Here is a 15,584-nt window from a genome sequence, read left to right on the forward strand (position 1 = left end):
GACCCGCGGCGGCGGGGCAGCGCTCATTGCTTGCGACGGACCGACGCCTCGACCAAATCCAGCACCGCCGAGAGGTTCTCGTTGGTGTGCCCGGAGGCGATCCGGGCGATGAGTCCGTCGAGGACCAGGTCCAGGTAACCGAGCAGAACGTCGGTGGGCACGTCGTCGCGCAGCGCGCCCGCGGCCTTGCGGCGTTCCAGGCGGGCCAGGGTGGCGGCGGTGAGTTCGGCCGAACGCTGGGTCCAGCCCGCGCGGAACTCGGGGTCGGTGCGCAGCCGTCGCGCGATCTCCAAACGCGTACCGAGCCAGTTGAACTGCTCCGGGTGGGCGAGCATGTCGCGCATCACCTGCACGATGCCCTGGTTGGCCGCGACGTCGGCCATGCGTTCGGCGTCCTCCTGAGCGAGGGCGAAGAACAGCGCGTCCTTGTCGCGGAAGTGGTGGAAAATGGCGCCCCTGGATAGCCCGATCTCCTCCTCGAGGCGGCGCACGGTTGCGCCGTCGTAGCCGTACTCGGCGAAGCAACGGCGTGCTCCATCGAGAATCTGGCTGCGCCGGGCGGCGAGGTGATCGTCACTGACCTTGGGCACGGAATCCTCCAGCGGGGAAACACGGACCCCCGCATCGGCGGTCCACCGATGCGGGGGTTCTCGCGAACACTAGACCTCGGAGGCGCGGACCCGCGCCGCCGAAGTGGCGCGATCAAGCACCGATCATGTTGCGCAGCACGTACTGCAGGATGCCGCCGTTGCGGTAGTAGTCGGCCTCACCGGGGGTGTCGATCCGCACCACCGCGTCGAAGGTGATCTTGTCACCGTTCTCCTTGGTGGCGGTGACCTTCAGCGTCTTCGGGGTGACACCCTCGTTCAGCTGGGTGATGCCCTCGATGTCGAAGGTCTCGGTGCCGTCCAGCTTCAGCGACGCGGCCGACTCGCCCGCCGGGAACTGCAGCGGGATGACGCCCATGCCGATGAGGTTGGAGCGGTGGATGCGCTCGAACGACTCGGTGATGACGGCCTTCACGCCCAGCAGGCTGGTGCCCTTGGCGGCCCAGTCGCGCGAGGAGCCCGAGCCGTACTCCTTGCCACCGAGCACGACCAGCGGAATCCCCGCGGCCTGGTAGTTCTGCGAGGCGTCGTAGATGAACGCCTGCGGGCCACCGGGCTGGGTGAAGTCGCGGGTGTAACCACCCGAGACGTCGTCGAGCAGCTGGTTGCGCAGCCGGATGTTGGCGAAGGTGCCGCGGATCATCACCTCGTGGTTGCCGCGGCGCGAGCCGTAGGAGTTGTAGTCCTTGCGCTCTACGCCGTTGGCCTCCAGGTACTGGGCGGCCGGGGTGCCGGGCTTGATGTTGCCCGCCGGGGAGATGTGGTCGGTGGTGACCGAGTCGCCGAGCAGCGCGAGCACCCGGGCGCCCTTGATGTCGGTGACCGGCTCCGGGGTCTGCGGCATGCCCTCGAAGTACGGAGGCTTGCGCACGTAGGTCGACTCGGCGTCCCACTCGAAGGTCTTGCCCTCCGGCGTGGGCAGGCTGCGCCAGCGCTCGTCGCCCCGGAACACGTCCTTGTAGTCCTCGAGGAACATGTCGCGGCTGATGACCCGGTCGATGGTGTCCTGGATCTCCTGCGGCGAGGGCCAGATGTCCTTCAGGAAGACGTCGTTGCCCTCGGTGTCCTTGCCCAGCGGGTCGTTCTCGAAGTCGAAGTCCATGGTTCCCGCGAGCGCGTAGGCGATGACCAGCGGCGGGGAGGCCAGGTAGTTCATCTTCACGTCGGGGGAGATACGGCCTTCGAAGTTACGGTTGCCCGACAGCACCGCGGTGACGGTGAGGTCGTTGTCGTTGACCGCCTTGGAGATCTCCTCCGGCAGCGGGCCGGTGTTGCCGATGCAGGTGGCGCAACCGAACGCGACCAGGTTGAAGCCCAGCTTGTCCAGGTACGGCCACAGGCCGGCCTTCTCGTAGTAGCCGTTGACGACCTGCGAACCCGGCGCCATGGACGTCTTCACCCACGGCTTGCGGGCCAAGCCCTTCTCCACCGCGTTGCGGGCGAGCAGGGCCGCGCCGATCATGACCGACGGGTTGGAGGTGTTGGTGCAGGAAGTGATCGAGGCGACCACGACGGCGCCGTGGTCGAGCACGAAGTCGCCGTACTCCTCGCTGCGCACCGTCACCGGCTTGGACGGACGGCCCTCGGCGCCGTTGGCGGCCGACACCAGCGGCTCGGCGCCGTCGTCGGCGAACGACAGCACCGCCGGGTCGCTCGCCGGGAAGGATTCCTCGACGGCCTCGTCCAGCTTGCTGTGCGGGGTGTCGGCGGCGGGGCCGCTCTCCGCGTCGTTGGTGTAGTTGTGGATGTCCTTGCGGAACGCGATCTTCGACTCAGACAACAGGATCCGGTCCTGCGGGCGCTTCGGGCCCGCGATGGACGGCACCACGGTGCTCAGGTCCAGCTCGAGGTACTCGGAGTAGGCGGGCTCGGTGTCGGGATCGTGCCAGAGGCCCTGCTCCTTGGCGTACGCCTCGACCAGCGCGACCTGCTCGTCGGAGCGGCCGGTCAGGCGCAGGTAGTCGACGGTCACGTCGTCGATGGGGAAAATCGCCGCGGTGGAACCGAATTCGGGGCTCATGTTGCCCAGGGTGGCGCGGTTGGCCAGCGGCACCTCGGCCACGCCCTTGCCGTAGAACTCGACGAACTTGCCGACCACGCCGTGCTTGCGCAGCATGTCGGTGACGGTGAGCACCACGTCGGTCGCGGTCACGCCCGGCTGGATCTCGCCGGTCAGCTTGAAGCCGACGACGCGCGGGATCAGCATCGAGACGGGCTGGCCCAGCATGGCCGCCTCGGCCTCGATGCCGCCCACGCCCCAGCCGAGGACGCCGAGGCCGTTGACCATGGTGGTGTGCGAGTCGGTGCCGACGCAGGTGTCGGGGTAGGCCTGGCCGTTGCGGACCATGACGACGCGGGCCAGGTGCTCGATGTTGACCTGGTGCACGATGCCGGTGCTCGGCGGGACGACCTTGAAGTCGTCGAACGCGGTCTGGCCCCAGCGCAGGAACTGGTAACGCTCGCCGTTGCGCTGGTACTCGATGTCGACGTTGCGCTCGAAGGCGTCGGCGCGGCCGAAGACGTCGATGATGACGGAGTGGTCGATGACCATCTCGGCGGGAGCGAGCGGGTTCACCTTGTCCGGGTCGCCGCCCAGGGTGGCCACGGCCTCGCGCATCGTGGCCAGGTCGACGATGCACGGCACGCCGGTGAAGTCCTGCATGATGACGCGGGCGGGCGTGAACTGGATCTCGGTGTTCGGCTGCGCCGAGGGATCCCAGCTCGCGATGGCGCGAATGTGATCGGCGGTGATGTTGGCGCCGTCCTCGGTGCGGAGGAGGTTCTCCGCGAGGACCTTCAGTGCGTACGGGAGTTTCTCGGTGCCGGGCACGGCGTTGAGGCGGAAGATCTCGTAGGAGTTGCTTCCCACCTCGAGGGTGCCCTTGGCGCCGAAAGTATCGATACTTGTCGTCACGTCAGCTCCACTCGTCTGTGAGGGCGGCCACCGGCGGGGCTGTGCCGGCGGCCGAGTCTTCGGAGGTGCTCCGGCGCCGCTCGAGCGCCGGTTCCTCGCGCCTACGACCTTAACAGTACGCTTGTCCTGTGAAACGCCAGGGGGCCGGTTCGGCGTGCCGTGCGCGCGGGATGCGACACTCCGTCGCGTACTGTGCTTTCGAGCCAGCAAGGGGGGTCTTGCTCGCCCTGCAGTGTTGGATGCCCGTCGCTTCGGTTGCCGATGCGGCTCGACAGACCGGATGGAAGATGACCGCCCCGCTCAACTCGGTTTTCACCCCCATGGCCGCCGAATTGCCACCGAATGTCACCACCGACACCGTGCGCTCGCTCAACGCCGATCTGGCCGACGATCACGTCGCGACGCTGACCGGGAAGAACAAAGCGGAACTGGCGGCCATCGCCGCGGAGGCGCGCTCGCAGGGAATTCCGTTGAGCATCGTGGTCGTCCCCGGCAATCCAGGACACGACTCGAGCCTACGGGACCTGGCCACCGAGGTGGGCAAGACGCAGCACGGCACCGTGGTCGTCTTCAGCGACGACTGGGTCGGCACCTACAGCGACTCGATCAGCCGCGTGCGGCTGGAATGGGCGGAGGACGCCGCCAAGGGCACACAGGGCCGGAGCGGAGAGGCCGCGAGCATCTTCGCGGCCCGCTTGGAGACGCCGGAGACGATGTCCTGGACCGCGATCACCTGCGCGCTGCTGGGCGGGACCGTGGCGGTCATCGCCGGGTTGTACTGGGTCAAAACCCGGCGGGCGGGGGACGGCACGGGTGCGTTGCGTACGGGGAGTGATCGGCGTGCCCCGGACGGCGAATCGTCCGACGCCCGCACTCTCTGAGATCGCGCGACGCCACTTCTGTACGTCGCTCCCGGCCGATTCGATTCTCGAGGCAGCGCGGTTGCCGTAGCGGCGCCGCGTACCCGGCGCTGGTGGGACGGGAACGCGCCTTCGCTGGATGCGAAGACGCACGGGACCCCACCTGGGGGGTGAACGGGCCGATGGTATCTACGTAGCTAACTTCCGGGGCGGTTGGTCTCTTATGCGGCCGGGAAGCCGGTGCTCAATGTAGCAAATTTCAAGCAAACGAAGAATTGCGCGCGTCCACCTGCTTGATGCCGTTTCGTCGGTGACGTAAGTGTCATACGGTTCGAATGGTTCCTGATGGGGAATATGTGTTTCCAGAGGCCATCTGTCGACCACAGTGCGTGATGGTTCGCCTGATGCCGTAGAGGATTGCCGGAATCCGGTCCCTTGGAGGTGTGATGCGCAACATCGGCGGGCTGACCCATCGGCGCCGACTATCGATCGCTGTGGGATTGCTGAGCTTGGTCGCCGTAGTGGTCACGACCGGGCCGGTCGCTGCTGTGCCCCCTCCTCCGCCGAATCCCAGCGACGCGCAGATCGCGCAGGCGGGCGCGCAGGTCGACGCCGGGGTCGCCGAGATCGGCACCCTGATCAACCAGGTCGCCGTGGCCGACCATGAGCTGGGGCGGCTCGACGAGGCCGTCGCGCAGCGCCGGGAAGACGTCAACAAGGCGCTGGTGGACCTGCAGACCGCGCGCGACGCCGCCGACGCGGCCGCTGTCGTGGTGGTCGACACCCAGCTGGCCCTGGCCGACGCCGCGGTCCGGGTGGGCCAGGCGCGCCGCGATTTCGACGAGTTCGCCACCCAGGTCTACACCCGCCCTGGCTCCGACTCCATGGTCACCTACCTCGCGGCGGCCACCCCTGCGGTCGCGCTGGATCGGGCCCAGCTGCTCGATCTGGTCTCCAAGAACCGTCAGCAGGTGCTGGACGGCCTGCGGCGCGCCCAGATCGATCAGGGCAACAAGAACTCCACCGCCCGGCGGGCGAAGGCGGACGCCGACGCGGCCGCCGCCACGGCCGCCGCGCGCAAGACCGACGCCGAGCATGCCGTCGCCGCGGCCAAGGCCGAACTCGACCGGCAGGCCGCCCAGCGCGACGACCTGCTGCGACGACGCCAGGACGCGCAGGGCCGGCTCGATCAGGCGCGGCAGAACGTGGCGGGTCTGCAGGGCCAGCGCGACGCGTTCCTGGCCTGGGACGCGATGCGCAAGGCGGAGGAGGCCGCGGTGCGGGCCGCTGCCGCCGCGGCCGCTGCCCGCGCGGCCGCCGACCGCGCCGCGCTCGACCGCGCCGCCGAACTGGGCACCGGCAAACGCCCGCACACCCAGCTGGAGGACGCGCCGCCGCCGCGCCGCAGCGCGCCGCGACCGAAATCGCCCCCGGTCGGGGGCTCGTCGGCAATCGAGATCGTGGTCGATCGGGCCATGTCACAGCTGGGCGTCACCTATGCCTGGGGCGGCGGCGACGAAGACGGTCCGACCCTCGGCATCCGCGACGGCGGCGTCGCCGACAGCCACGGCGACTACAGCAAAGTCGGCTTCGACTGCTCCGGCCTGATGGTCTACGCGTTCGCGGGCATCGGAGTCGCGCTGCCGCACTACAGCGGCTACCAGTACAACGCGGGCACGCGCGTGCCGGTCGGCGACCGTGAGCGCGGCGACATGCTGTTCTGGGGACCGAACGGCAGCCAGCACGTGGCGTTGTATCTGGGCGACGGGCAGATGGTCGAGGCGCCGGAAAGCGGCGACGTGGTCAAGGTGTCCCCGGTCCGTGAGGGCGGCATCATGCCGTTCGCGGTGCGCATCGTCGACTGATCGGCGGACATTCCGGGTGTCGAGCCGGGGGCTCCGGACCGTCGAATTCCCATTCTGTCGGGTCCGGTTGCGGCATCGGCCGTGATTACCTGGAATAGTTGTGGCAGCACGCACAGGACCAAGGCGAAAGCGGGGATGTTGGTGACTTCGACGGACGGTGTGAGCGGAGCGAACTCGGCGAAGGATACGCCGGTCTCGACGCCCAGCACCCTCGAGCGTGACGTCCAGACCCTGGAGAAGGCGATCTACGAGGTCAAGCGGGTGATCGTGGGCCAGGATCGCCTGGTCGAACGACTGCTCGTCGGCGTGCTCGCGCGTGGTCACGTCCTGCTGGAAGGCGTTCCCGGCATCGCGAAGACCCTCGCCGTGGAGACCTTCGCCAAGGTGGTCGGCGGCTCGTTCGCCCGCGTGCAGTTCACGCCCGACCTGGTGCCCACCGACCTGATCGGTACCCGCATCTACCGGCAGGGCCGCGAGGAGTTCGACACCGAGCTCGGTCCGGTCGTCGCGAACTTCGTGCTCGCCGACGAGATCAACCGCGCGCCCGCCAAGGTGCAGTCGGCGCTGCTCGAGGTGATGGCCGAACGGCACGTGTCGATCGGCGGCAAGACCTACCCGATGCCGGACCCGTTCCTGGTGATGGCGACGCAGAACCCGATCGAGAGCGAGGGCGTGTACCCGCTGCCCGAGGCGCAGCGCGACCGCTTCCTGTTCAAGGTCGTCGTCGACTACCCCTCGGTGGAGGAGGAGCGCGAGATCATCTACCGGATGGGCGTCACCCCGCCGGAGGCGAGCCGTATCCTGCAGCCGGAGGATCTGATCCGCCTGCAGAAGGTCGCGGCCAACACCTTCGTGCACCACGCCCTCGTCGACTACGTGGTCCGGGTGATCGCGGCGACCCGCAAACCGGCCGAGTTCGGGATGCAGGACGTGGCCAGCTGGATCTCCTACGGCGCCTCGCCGCGCGCCAGCCTGGGCATCATCGCCGCGGCCCGTGCGGTCGCGCTGATCCGCGGCCGCGACTACGTGGTGCCGCAGGACGTCGTCGAGGTGATCCCGGACGTGCTGCGCCACCGTCTGGTGCTGTCCTACGACGCGCTCGCCGACGAGATCAGCCCGGAGGACGTCATCAAGCGCGTTCTGCAGACCGTCGGGCTGCCCCAGGTCGCCCCGCAGGCCGTCGCGCCCGGCGTGCCCGCCGCCCCGGCGCAGGGCGCGCCGCAGCAGGTTCCGCAGCCGCCGCAACAGCAGGCCGTTCCCCAGCCGCCTAACGGGCAGCAGTCGCAGCCCGCGGGCACCCTCCCGCCGAAGTGACCTCGGCCTCGGATCCGGTCGCACCAGTGTCGATGTCGCCGTCCCACGCACCGCCGTCCTTCCACGCGGGGGAGCTGACCGACCCCAGGCTCACCGTCGCGCTCAAGACCCTCGAACTCACCGTGCGCCGCAGGCTCGACGGCGTGCTGCACGGCGATCACCTCGGTCTCATCCCCGGACCCGGCTCCGAGCCGGGCGAGGCGCGCGCCTATCAGCCCGGCGACGACGTGCGCCAGATGGATTGGTCGGTCACCGCCCGCACCACCCATCCGCACGTGCGGCAGATGATCGCCGACCGGGAACTGGAAACCTGGATGGTGGTCGATCTGTCGGCCAGCCTCGACTTCGGCACCGCGGCCTGCCAGAAGCGGGATCTCGCCATCGCCGCCGCGGCCGCGATCACCCACCTGACCAGCGGCGGCGGCAACCGGATCGGCGCGGTCGTCGCCACCGGCGAACGGTTGACCCGCATCCCCGCGCGCGGCGGGCGCGTCCACGCCCAGTCGCTGCTGCGCAGCATCGCGACCACCCCGCACGCGCGCGACGGTGTGCGCGGCGACCTGCGTGGCGGCATCGAATCGCTGCGCCGCCCGCAGCGCAAGCGCGGACTCGCGGTGATCATCAGCGATTTCCTGGGTGACATCGATTGGCAGCGTTCGCTGCGCGCGATCTCGGCCAGGCACGACCTGCTCGCGGTCGAGGTGCTCGACCCGCGCGACCTGTCGCTGCCCGACATGGGCGACGTCGTGCTGCACGACCCGGAGACCGGGCGCACCCGCGAGTTCAGCGTGACCGCCACGCTGCGCGCCGATTTCGCGGCCGCCGCGCAGCGCCACCGTGAGCAGGTCGAGCAGGCCCTGCGCAGTTGCGGCGCTCCGGTGCTCACCTTGCGAACCGATCGGGACTGGATCGCCGACGTGGTCCGGTTCGTGTCCACCCGGCGCCACAGCTTCGGCGCCCCGACCGGGCGGGTGCCACGTCAGTGAGTATTTCGCATTTCACCGCACAGATCTGGCTCGGATTCCTCGCCGTCATCGCGCTGATCGCGCTCGGCTATGTGCTGGTGCAGCGCAACCGGCGCAAGCACATGTTGAAGTTCACCAACATGGAGCTGCTGGAGAAGGTGGCTCCGTCGCGTCCGAGCCCGTTCCGCCACGTGGCGGTCGCGCTCCTGCTGGTCGGCCTGGTGTTCCTCACCGTCGCCGCCGCGGGACCGACCGCGGTCAAGAAGGTGCCGCGCAACCGCGCGACCGTCATGCTGGTGATGGACGTGTCGCTGTCGATGGAGGCGACCGACGTCGCCCCGAGCCGCATCCAGGTCGCCAAGAAGGCGGCCAAGGAGTTCGTCGACGGACTGCCCGAAGGCGTGAACATCGGTTTCGTCACCTTCGCAGGCACCGCCTCGGTGATGGTGTCGCCGACGACCAATCACGAGGGCGTGAAGGCCTCGATCGACAACGTCCGGCTGGCCGAACGCACGGCGACGGGTGAAGGCATCCTCACCGCGCTGCAGGCGATCGAGACGCTCGCGACGGTGCTGGGCGGTGCGCAGGAGCCGCCGCCTGCGCGCATCGTGCTGATGTCGGATGGGAAGCAGACGGTCCCGGCGTTCGAGGACGTGGACAATCCGCGCCACGAGTACGTCGCGGCCCGGCTGGCAAAGACCAAGAACGTCCCCATCTCGACGATCTCGTTCGGCACCAGCTGGGGCGAAGTCGAGATCCCGCGGGAAGACGGCAGCAAGGACCGGGTGCGCGTCGCGGTGGACGACGACGCCATGCGCGAGCTCGCACGGCTGTCCGGCGGGGAGTTCTATACCGCCTCGTCGTTGCAGGAGCTGACCAAGGTCTACGACACCTTGGAGCAGCAGATCGGGTACGAGCTGACCAGAGGCGACGCCAGCCGCCCGTGGCTGCTGCTCGGACTGCTGGTGATCGCGACGGGCGTGATCACCGGCCTGCTGTATCGCCAGCGGCTGCCGTAGCGGCGCGGATCGCGCAGGACCATCGTCCGGCCGGTGGCCTCCCTTCGTGGGTGGTCCCGGCCGGTCGGCGTTCATGGCGTCGAGTCGTGGTGTCGTTGTGGCGTTTCACCAATGCTCCGGCACCTCGGTGTCGGTTCGACAGAGGGGGCAGCCCGCTCGTGAGCGATCGATCCGACCAGGTAGGTTGAACCCCATGTCGAACCTCACATCCCGGTCGGTCCTGGTGACCGGCGGTAACCGCGGCATCGGACTCGCGGTCGCGCAGCGTCTGCTTGCCGACGGTCACAAGGTGGCCGTCACGCATCGTGGGTCGGGGGTGCCGGACGGCTTGTTCGGTGTGAAATGCGATGTAACCGACAGTGAGTCGGTGGACGGTGCCTTCGCCGAGGTGGAGGCGCACCAGGGTCCGGTGGAGGTGCTGGTGGCCAATGCGGGCATCACCGACGACACGTTGCTCATGCGGATGACCGAGGAGCAGTTCACCAAGGTGCTCGACGCCAATCTGACCGGCGCGTTCCGGTGCGCCAAGCGGGCGAACCGCGCCATGTTGCGTGCGCGCTGGGGCCGGATGATCTTCCTCGGCTCGGTGGTCGGCATGAGCGGGCAAGCGGGCCAGATCAACTACGCTTCCTCGAAGGCCGGTGTGATCGGTCTGGCCCGCTCGATCACCCGCGAACTCGGCTCGCGCTCGATCACCGCGAATGTCGTCGCGCCGGGCTTCATCGAGACCGACATGACCGCCGACCTGCCCGACGAGATGCGCGACATGGCCAAGAAGTTCATCCCCCTGCAGCGGCTCGGACAGCCGGAAGACATCGCGGCCGTCGTCAGTTTCCTCGCCTCCGAGGATTCCGCCTATGTCTCCGGCGCGGTGATCCCCGTGGACGGCGGCATGGGCATGGGCCACTGACCATTCCGAACGCGTAGCGCGGCGGCCGCTCCCGGCCGCCCGCGGCCAACCCCACATTCGAATTTCAGGAGAACCGAGAACTCATGGGCGGACTGCTCGAAGGCAAGACCATCCTGGTCACGGGCATCATCACCGATGCGTCGATCGCGTTCCGCGCGGCGGCCGTCGCGCAGGAGCAGGGCGCGAAGGTGATCATCACCGGCATCCCGGAGCGGCTGCGGCTGATCGACCGGATCGCCAAGCGCCTGCCCCAGGAGGTCCCGCCGGCCATCGGGCTCGACGTCACCAGCGAAGAGGACCTCGCCGGTCTCGCCGACAAGCTGCGGGAACTGGCTCCCGAGGGGATCGACGGAGTGCTGCACTCGATCGCGTTCGCGCCCCGCACCCTGATGGGTCCGGAGGCCCGGCCGTTCCTCGAGGGACCGGGCCCCGACGCGGCCAAGGCGTTCGAGATCTCGGCGTGGAGCTACGCGTCGCTGTCGCGCGCGGTGCTGCCGGTGATGAACGAGGGCGGCTCGATCGTCGGCATGGACTTCGATCCGCGCACCGCGATGCCCTACTACAACTGGATGGGTGTGGCGAAGGCGGCGCTCGAATCGGTGAACCGGTACGTCGCGCGGGAAGTGGGCACCGCCAAGAAGATTCGCTCCAACCTCATCGCGGCAGGCCCGATCAAGACGCTGGCCGCCAAAGCGATCGCGGGCACCGCGACGGACGACGCGGCCAAGCTCAACCAGCTCAACACCTACTGGGACGGCGCCTCGCCGATCGGCTGGGATGTCGACGACCCCACGGTGGTGGCGAAGTCGATCGTGGCGCTGCTGTCGGACTGGCTGCCGGGCACCACCGGCTCGATCATCTACGTCGACGGCGGAGCCAGCCACAACACCTGGTTCCCGGAGAACATGGCGATCAACTGAGCCGATCGGATGGGAGATACCGTGGTCCGGACCGCCGACGCGCTGCTGCTGCTGTCCTTCGGCGGTCCGGAGCGTCCCGACGATGTGATGCCCTTCCTGGAGAACGTCACCCGGGGTAGGGGAGTGCCGCGCGAGCGTCTCGAAGCGGTCGCCGAGCACTATCTGCACTTCGGCGGTGTCTCACCGATCAACGCGCTCAATCGCGCCATCATCGCGGCGGTCGAGACCGAATTGGCCTCCGCGTGCCTGGAACTGCCGGTGTACTTCGGCAACCGCAACTGGCATCCGATGGTGGAGGACACCGTGGCGCGGATGGCCGCCGACGGCGTCGAGTCCGCCTTGGTCTTCCCGACGTCGGCGTGGGGCGGATACTCGGGATGCCTGCAGTACCACGAGGACATCGCCAGGGCGCGTGCGGCATTCGGCGCGGGCGCGCCGGAGCTGCTGAAGCTGCGCCAGTACTTCGACCATCCGCTGCTGATCGAGGCGTTCGCCGACGCCATACGCGCTGCGCTGGAGCGGCTCTCGGCCGGGCAGCGCGCCGCCGCACGACTGGTGTTCACCGCCCATTCCGTCCCGCTGTCGGCCGACGCCGCCGCGGGACCGCCCGCCGACGGCGGCAGGCTCTACAGCCGCCAGGTCGCCGAGGCTGCCCGATTGTGCGCCGCGGCAACCGGTTTCACCGACTACGACGTCGTCTGGCAGTCTCGTTCCGGGCCGCCGCAGGTTCCGTGGCTGGTGCCGGACATCGTCGACCACCTGGACGATCTCGCCGCGAAGGGTGTGCAGGCCGTGGTCGTCTGCCCGGTGGGCTTCGTCTCCGATCATCTCGAGGTCATCTGGGACCTGGACAACGAGGCCGCACAGAAGGCCGCGGAACTCGGTATGGGCTTCGCGCGGGCCGCGACGCCGGGAAGTGACCCACGTTTCGCGAAGCTGGTCGTCGAACTGGTCTCCGAGCAGTTGCGCGGCGCCGAACCGCGGCGCCTCGGAGCGGTCCCCGGTTACGGCTGCACGCGCGACGGAGCCCCGTGCGTCGTCGGCTGTTGCGCGGTGCCGCGCCGTCCCAGCACTGGGAATTGAGCGGAAGCAGGCCCGGTAGCATCGCCTGCGACCTTTAGCCGAATCGACTTCTCCGGGGGGAGAATCTCTATGACTTATGCCGACGTGCTGACCAACGCCGCCGTGCTCGATCCGCATGCCTGGTCCGACGCGAACGTATGGACCGTGGCTCTCGACACCACCGAGGCCAGGCGCCGCAGCCGCAGCAGAGGCGGTGGCGGCTTCTCCATCGGTGGTCTGCTGTTGTGCGTCGGGGTGGTTGCCGTCGTCATCGGCCTGATCGTCTGGCTGAGCAAGCGAGGCAAGAACCAGTCCCAGCAACAGCAGCACCAGCAGTATCCGCAGGCGCAACAGTATCCGCAGCCCTATCCTCCACAGCAGGGTCTTCCAGGGCAGCCGCAGTACCCTGCCCCGCCGCAATATCAGCAGCCTTACCAGCCGCAGCAGCACCCGCAGTATCAGCAGTACCCGCAACAGCAGCAGTATCCTCCGCAGCAGCAGTACCAACCGCCGCAGCATTGAGTCCCGCCGTGCCGGCCACTCAGAAATTCGTGGCGGTCACCCGGGTGTAAACCGTGGGGAACCCGGGGCGCGCCGCGCCGACGCCCCAAGACGTGAGACCGGCGAGCCGCCCGTCGACGAGAAGCGGTCCGCCGCTGTCGTACTGGGCGGTGTCGGCGGCCGGAGTGCCCGCGCAGAGCATGGTGTGCGGGTCGAAGGCCGGACCATAGGCGGCGGCGCACTCGCCGTCGGTGGCCAGTGGGACGTTCGCGGCGCGCAACCGGGTGTTGGCTTCGTCGGTTTCCGAGGTCGCGCCCCAGCCCAGGATCGTTCCGGTGCCCGAAGCGGCGGCCGCGACGGGGATCGTGGGACCGGGCTGCGGCTCGTCCAGAACGAGGATCGCCATATCGTTCTGATAGGCGGTCGTCACGTCGAGTACGGTCGCCCGGAAATCCGGATGGATGCGAATGTCCTTGACGTGCACCGTATTTCCCTCGCGCCCGCGCAGGTCGTCGCGGCCGAAGGTGGCGGTGAGCGTCTGCGCCAGCGGCTGCGCGAGGGCCACGCAGTGTGCCGTGGTGATCACCTGATCCGGCGCGATGAGCGCGCCGCCGCAGAACTGGCCGGAAGCGCGGGTGAGGAACAACGGCGTGCCGATGGCCGCCAGCCACGGATACTCCGCGGTCGTCGCGTCGGCGCCGCCCACGATCGCCGACGCCGGGGCGTGCAGCGTCAGCCCGAGCAGAACAGCGAGGGCGGCCGTGCGGCGACGACGGGAAAAGCGCATGTCACACCGCCCGAGACATCGGTCAGCCCCTTCCGCGCGCGGAGGCGTGCACGGCGACCAGACGCGCGGCGCGGATCGCGTCCCACAGCGGCCGCAGCAGCGATTCCTGCGCGCCGATCGCGCTGGCGGAGGTGGGTGCGGACGCGGGCTCTCGCTGCGCCACCGTGAGGATGGCCGCGACATGATCGGCGGTGTCCAGGATGCGCCTGGCCCGCAGCGGGATCGATTCGGGATAGTCGTGCCGCGAGTAGTCGGCGAGTTCGGCTTCGATGAGCTCGCGCGGATCGGAATCGATCGTGCCGAGCGAGGTCGTGTGCAGTTTCATCAACGCGTCGGCGGCGTCGCGGACCGCTTCGCGCATCGCGTATTCGGCCTCGCCGAGCGACATGTCGGGCCCGGGCTCCGCCGGGATGGGCGTGCTGTAGACGGTCCACTGCAGGGTGTCGTCGTCGGTCCACCGGGGGATGAGTCCGGTGCCGTCGGCGCCCGGCACGCCGATCAGGATGCCCTCCTCCGCCTCGATCGCGTCGGCGGCGAACGCCGTGCCCGCGGGAACTCCACGCACGTCTCCGGGGACGGGGAGCACCAACCGCAACTGTGCCCCCGGCTGGGCCATCGTCTCGCGAATCACCTTGAGCAACGCCATGACTCCGCTGCCCGGCAGGTTACCGTGCGCGGACCAGGGTAGGTCGGTGCGTCCGCCGGTGAGCGGGTCGCCCGCCGCGATCGTGTGCTTCGGCGCCCATGCGTGCAAGGCGGCCAAAACGTCGTCGGGCGCACTGCGGCCGGCCAGCCAGGAGCTCGCCCACACCGTCAGCGTCGCACTTGGAGAGCACATAATTATCGAGCATAAGGGGTGGGCGCTACCGGTGGGCATCCATGCGCAAGGGCATTGGTGAGCAGCGCGGAAACCGCGGGCGCCGCGCCGTCGGCGACGAGCGGGTCCGCGCGGATACCGCCCGGCGGCTAACCGTGCCTGCCGCGCTGGTCCGGCTCGGTGACGAAATCGATGAGGCGCTCGACCGCGCCGATGAGCGGAGCCTCCAGATCGCGGAAGGAGGTCACCGCGCCGTACACCCGCCGCCAGCCGTCCTGCGGGGTGCCCCAGCCCAGACGGGCGCAGACGCCGGTCTTCCAGTCCTCGTCCCGGGGCACCTGCGGCCACCGGGCGATGCCGAGGGTATCCGGGCGCACCGCCTGCCAGACGTCGACGAACGGGTGACCGGTCACCAGGACGTGCGGGCCGAGGCCGGTGGTCAGCTGGGTTTCCTTCGATCCGGTCACCAGGTGGTCGACCAGGACGCCGACCCGCCTGCCCGGGCCCGGCTCGAACTCCGTGAGGCGCGCGGCCAGGTTGTCCAGACCTTCCAATTGCTCCACGACCACCCCCTCGACGCGCAGATCGTGGCCCCACACCCGCTCGACGAGCGCGGCGTCGTGGACGCCCTCCACCCAGATCCGGCTGCCGCGGGCGACCCGGGCGCGCAAGCCCTCGACCCGGGTGGACCCGGAGGCGGAGCGGGTGGGCGCCTTCGGCGGGGCGGCCGCCGGCCGCACCAGCGTCACCGGCTCGCCGTCGATGAGGAACGCGGCCTCGCGCAGTGCGAACAGGCGCACCGCGCCGCGGGCGTCCTCCAGTTTCACGAACTCGCCGTCGTAGCTGCGATCGAATCCGACCACCGCGCCGCAGAATCCGGTCGCGGCGTCTTCGACGACCAGGTCGCGTTCCGCGGTGACCGTGGGCACCGCCCTTTTCTTCGATCGAGGATGTCCGGAGAAGATGTCGCCATACCTGTCACGCCCGCTCACCTGCCTGAAGCTAGCACCGCCGCTATGGCTTTCGCCGCACCCGGGTGACC

14 protein-coding genes are annotated in these 15,584 nt (G+C 69.2%); 9 read left to right on the plus strand and 5 right to left on the minus strand.

Annotated elements, in window-relative coordinates; genetic code table 11:
- Positions 1-23 precede the first annotated feature (23 nt).
- Together QMG86_RS10540 and QMG86_RS10545 are read right to left on the minus strand one after the other, a co-directional pair.
- On the minus strand, positions 24-590 hold the full coding sequence (locus QMG86_RS10540; RefSeq protein WP_067801764.1) for a TetR/AcrR family transcriptional regulator: 567 nt from the start codon (positions 588-590) through the stop codon (positions 24-26).
- Positions 591-702: 112 nt separating this feature from the next.
- A complete protein-coding gene (locus tag QMG86_RS10545) occupies positions 703-3,522 on the minus strand; it encodes an aconitate hydratase (protein ID WP_281879179.1) in 2,820 nt (939 codons plus the stop codon).
- 287 nt (positions 3,523-3,809) lie between these two features.
- Here QMG86_RS10545 and QMG86_RS10550 point away from each other — a divergent pair, with 287 nt between their 5' ends.
- From QMG86_RS10550 to QMG86_RS10590, 9 genes are all read left to right on the plus strand, one after another.
- Positions 3,810-4,403 carry an Rv1476 family membrane protein gene (locus QMG86_RS10550; RefSeq protein ID WP_281879180.1) on the plus strand — a complete coding sequence of 198 codons (594 nt, stop codon included), beginning with the start codon at positions 3,810-3,812 and terminating at the stop codon, positions 4,401-4,403.
- Positions 4,404-4,828: 425 nt separating this feature from the next.
- Positions 4,829-6,247, plus strand: a complete 1,419-nt coding sequence (locus QMG86_RS10555; RefSeq protein ID WP_281879181.1) for an NlpC/P60 family protein — start codon at positions 4,829-4,831, stop codon at positions 6,245-6,247.
- A gap of 135 nt (positions 6,248-6,382) precedes the next feature.
- Complete coding sequence (gene moxR1, locus QMG86_RS10560) at positions 6,383-7,561, plus strand: chaperone MoxR1 (RefSeq protein ID WP_281879182.1); 1,179 nt, start codon at positions 6,383-6,385, stop codon at positions 7,559-7,561.
- Positions 7,562-7,593: 32 nt separating this feature from the next.
- A complete protein-coding gene (locus QMG86_RS10565) occupies positions 7,594-8,547 on the plus strand; it encodes a DUF58 domain-containing protein (RefSeq protein ID WP_281879184.1) in 954 nt (317 codons plus the stop codon).
- On the plus strand, positions 8,544-9,545 hold the full coding sequence (locus tag QMG86_RS10570; RefSeq protein WP_159837553.1) for a VWA domain-containing protein: 1,002 nt from the start codon (positions 8,544-8,546) through the stop codon (positions 9,543-9,545). Before QMG86_RS10565 ends, QMG86_RS10570 begins: the two co-directional genes overlap by 4 nt.
- A 193-nt stretch (positions 9,546-9,738) precedes the next feature.
- Positions 9,739-10,455: a 3-oxoacyl-ACP reductase FabG1 gene (gene fabG1, locus QMG86_RS10575; RefSeq protein ID WP_281879186.1), complete on the plus strand. Its 717-nt coding sequence runs from the start codon at positions 9,739-9,741 to the stop codon at positions 10,453-10,455.
- An 83-nt stretch (positions 10,456-10,538) separates the two neighbouring features.
- On the plus strand, positions 10,539-11,375 hold the full coding sequence (inhA, locus tag QMG86_RS10580) for an NADH-dependent enoyl-ACP reductase InhA (protein WP_281879188.1): 837 nt from the start codon (positions 10,539-10,541) through the stop codon (positions 11,373-11,375).
- A 9-nt stretch (positions 11,376-11,384) separates the two neighbouring features.
- Positions 11,385-12,458: a ferrochelatase gene (locus QMG86_RS10585; RefSeq protein ID WP_281879190.1), complete on the plus strand. Its 1,074-nt coding sequence runs from the start codon at positions 11,385-11,387 to the stop codon at positions 12,456-12,458.
- Between the two features lie 69 nt (positions 12,459-12,527).
- Positions 12,528-12,959: a hypothetical protein gene (locus QMG86_RS10590; RefSeq protein WP_281879192.1), complete on the plus strand. Its 432-nt coding sequence runs from the start codon at positions 12,528-12,530 to the stop codon at positions 12,957-12,959.
- 19 nt (positions 12,960-12,978) lie between these two features.
- On the opposite strand, the gene QMG86_RS10595 is transcribed toward QMG86_RS10590, so the two are convergent.
- The 3 genes from QMG86_RS10595 to QMG86_RS10605 all read right to left on the minus strand — a co-directional run bounded on the left by QMG86_RS10595 (position 12,979) and on the right by QMG86_RS10605 (position 15,534).
- On the minus strand, positions 12,979-13,725 hold the full coding sequence (locus tag QMG86_RS10595) for a S1 family peptidase (protein ID WP_281879194.1): 747 nt from the start codon (positions 13,723-13,725) through the stop codon (positions 12,979-12,981).
- 22 nt (positions 13,726-13,747) lie between these two features.
- On the minus strand, positions 13,748-14,563 hold the full coding sequence (locus QMG86_RS10600; protein ID WP_281879196.1) for an Rv1486c family protein: 816 nt from the start codon (positions 14,561-14,563) through the stop codon (positions 13,748-13,750).
- Between the two features lie 128 nt (positions 14,564-14,691).
- The gene (locus QMG86_RS10605) at positions 14,692-15,534 is read right to left on the minus strand and encodes a DUF3097 domain-containing protein (protein WP_281879197.1); all 843 of its coding nucleotides are present in this window, start codon (positions 15,532-15,534) and stop codon (positions 14,692-14,694) included.
- Positions 15,535-15,584 lie beyond the last annotated feature (50 nt).

The organism is Nocardia sputorum (assembly GCF_027924405.1).
Classification (GTDB): domain Bacteria; phylum Actinomycetota; class Actinomycetes; order Mycobacteriales; family Mycobacteriaceae; genus Nocardia; species Nocardia sputorum.

Bases quoted from the DNA above. Each gene is read 5' to 3' on its own strand.
- QMG86_RS10550 (WP_281879180.1), top strand. From the start codon at position 3,810: ATGACCGCCCCGCTCAACTCGGTTTTCACCCCCATGGCCGCCGAATTG.
- QMG86_RS10555 (WP_281879181.1), top strand. From the start codon at position 4,829: ATGCGCAACATCGGCGGGCTGACCCATCGGCGCCGACTATCGATCGCT.
- moxR1 (WP_281879182.1), top strand. From the start codon at position 6,383: ATGTTGGTGACTTCGACGGACGGTGTGAGCGGAGCGAACTCGGCGAAG.
- QMG86_RS10565 (WP_281879184.1), top strand. From the start codon at position 7,594: ATGTCGCCGTCCCACGCACCGCCGTCCTTCCACGCGGGGGAGCTGACC.
- fabG1 (WP_281879186.1), top strand. From the start codon at position 9,739: ATGTCGAACCTCACATCCCGGTCGGTCCTGGTGACCGGCGGTAACCGC.
- inhA (WP_281879188.1), top strand. From the start codon at position 10,539: ATGGGCGGACTGCTCGAAGGCAAGACCATCCTGGTCACGGGCATCATC.
- QMG86_RS10585 (WP_281879190.1), top strand. From the start codon at position 11,385: ATGGGAGATACCGTGGTCCGGACCGCCGACGCGCTGCTGCTGCTGTCC.
- QMG86_RS10590 (WP_281879192.1), top strand. From the start codon at position 12,528: ATGACTTATGCCGACGTGCTGACCAACGCCGCCGTGCTCGATCCGCAT.
- QMG86_RS10595 (WP_281879194.1), bottom strand. From the start codon at position 13,725: ATGCGCTTTTCCCGTCGTCGCCGCACGGCCGCCCTCGCTGTTCTGCTC.
- QMG86_RS10600 (WP_281879196.1), bottom strand. From the start codon at position 14,563: ATGTGCTCTCCAAGTGCGACGCTGACGGTGTGGGCGAGCTCCTGGCTG.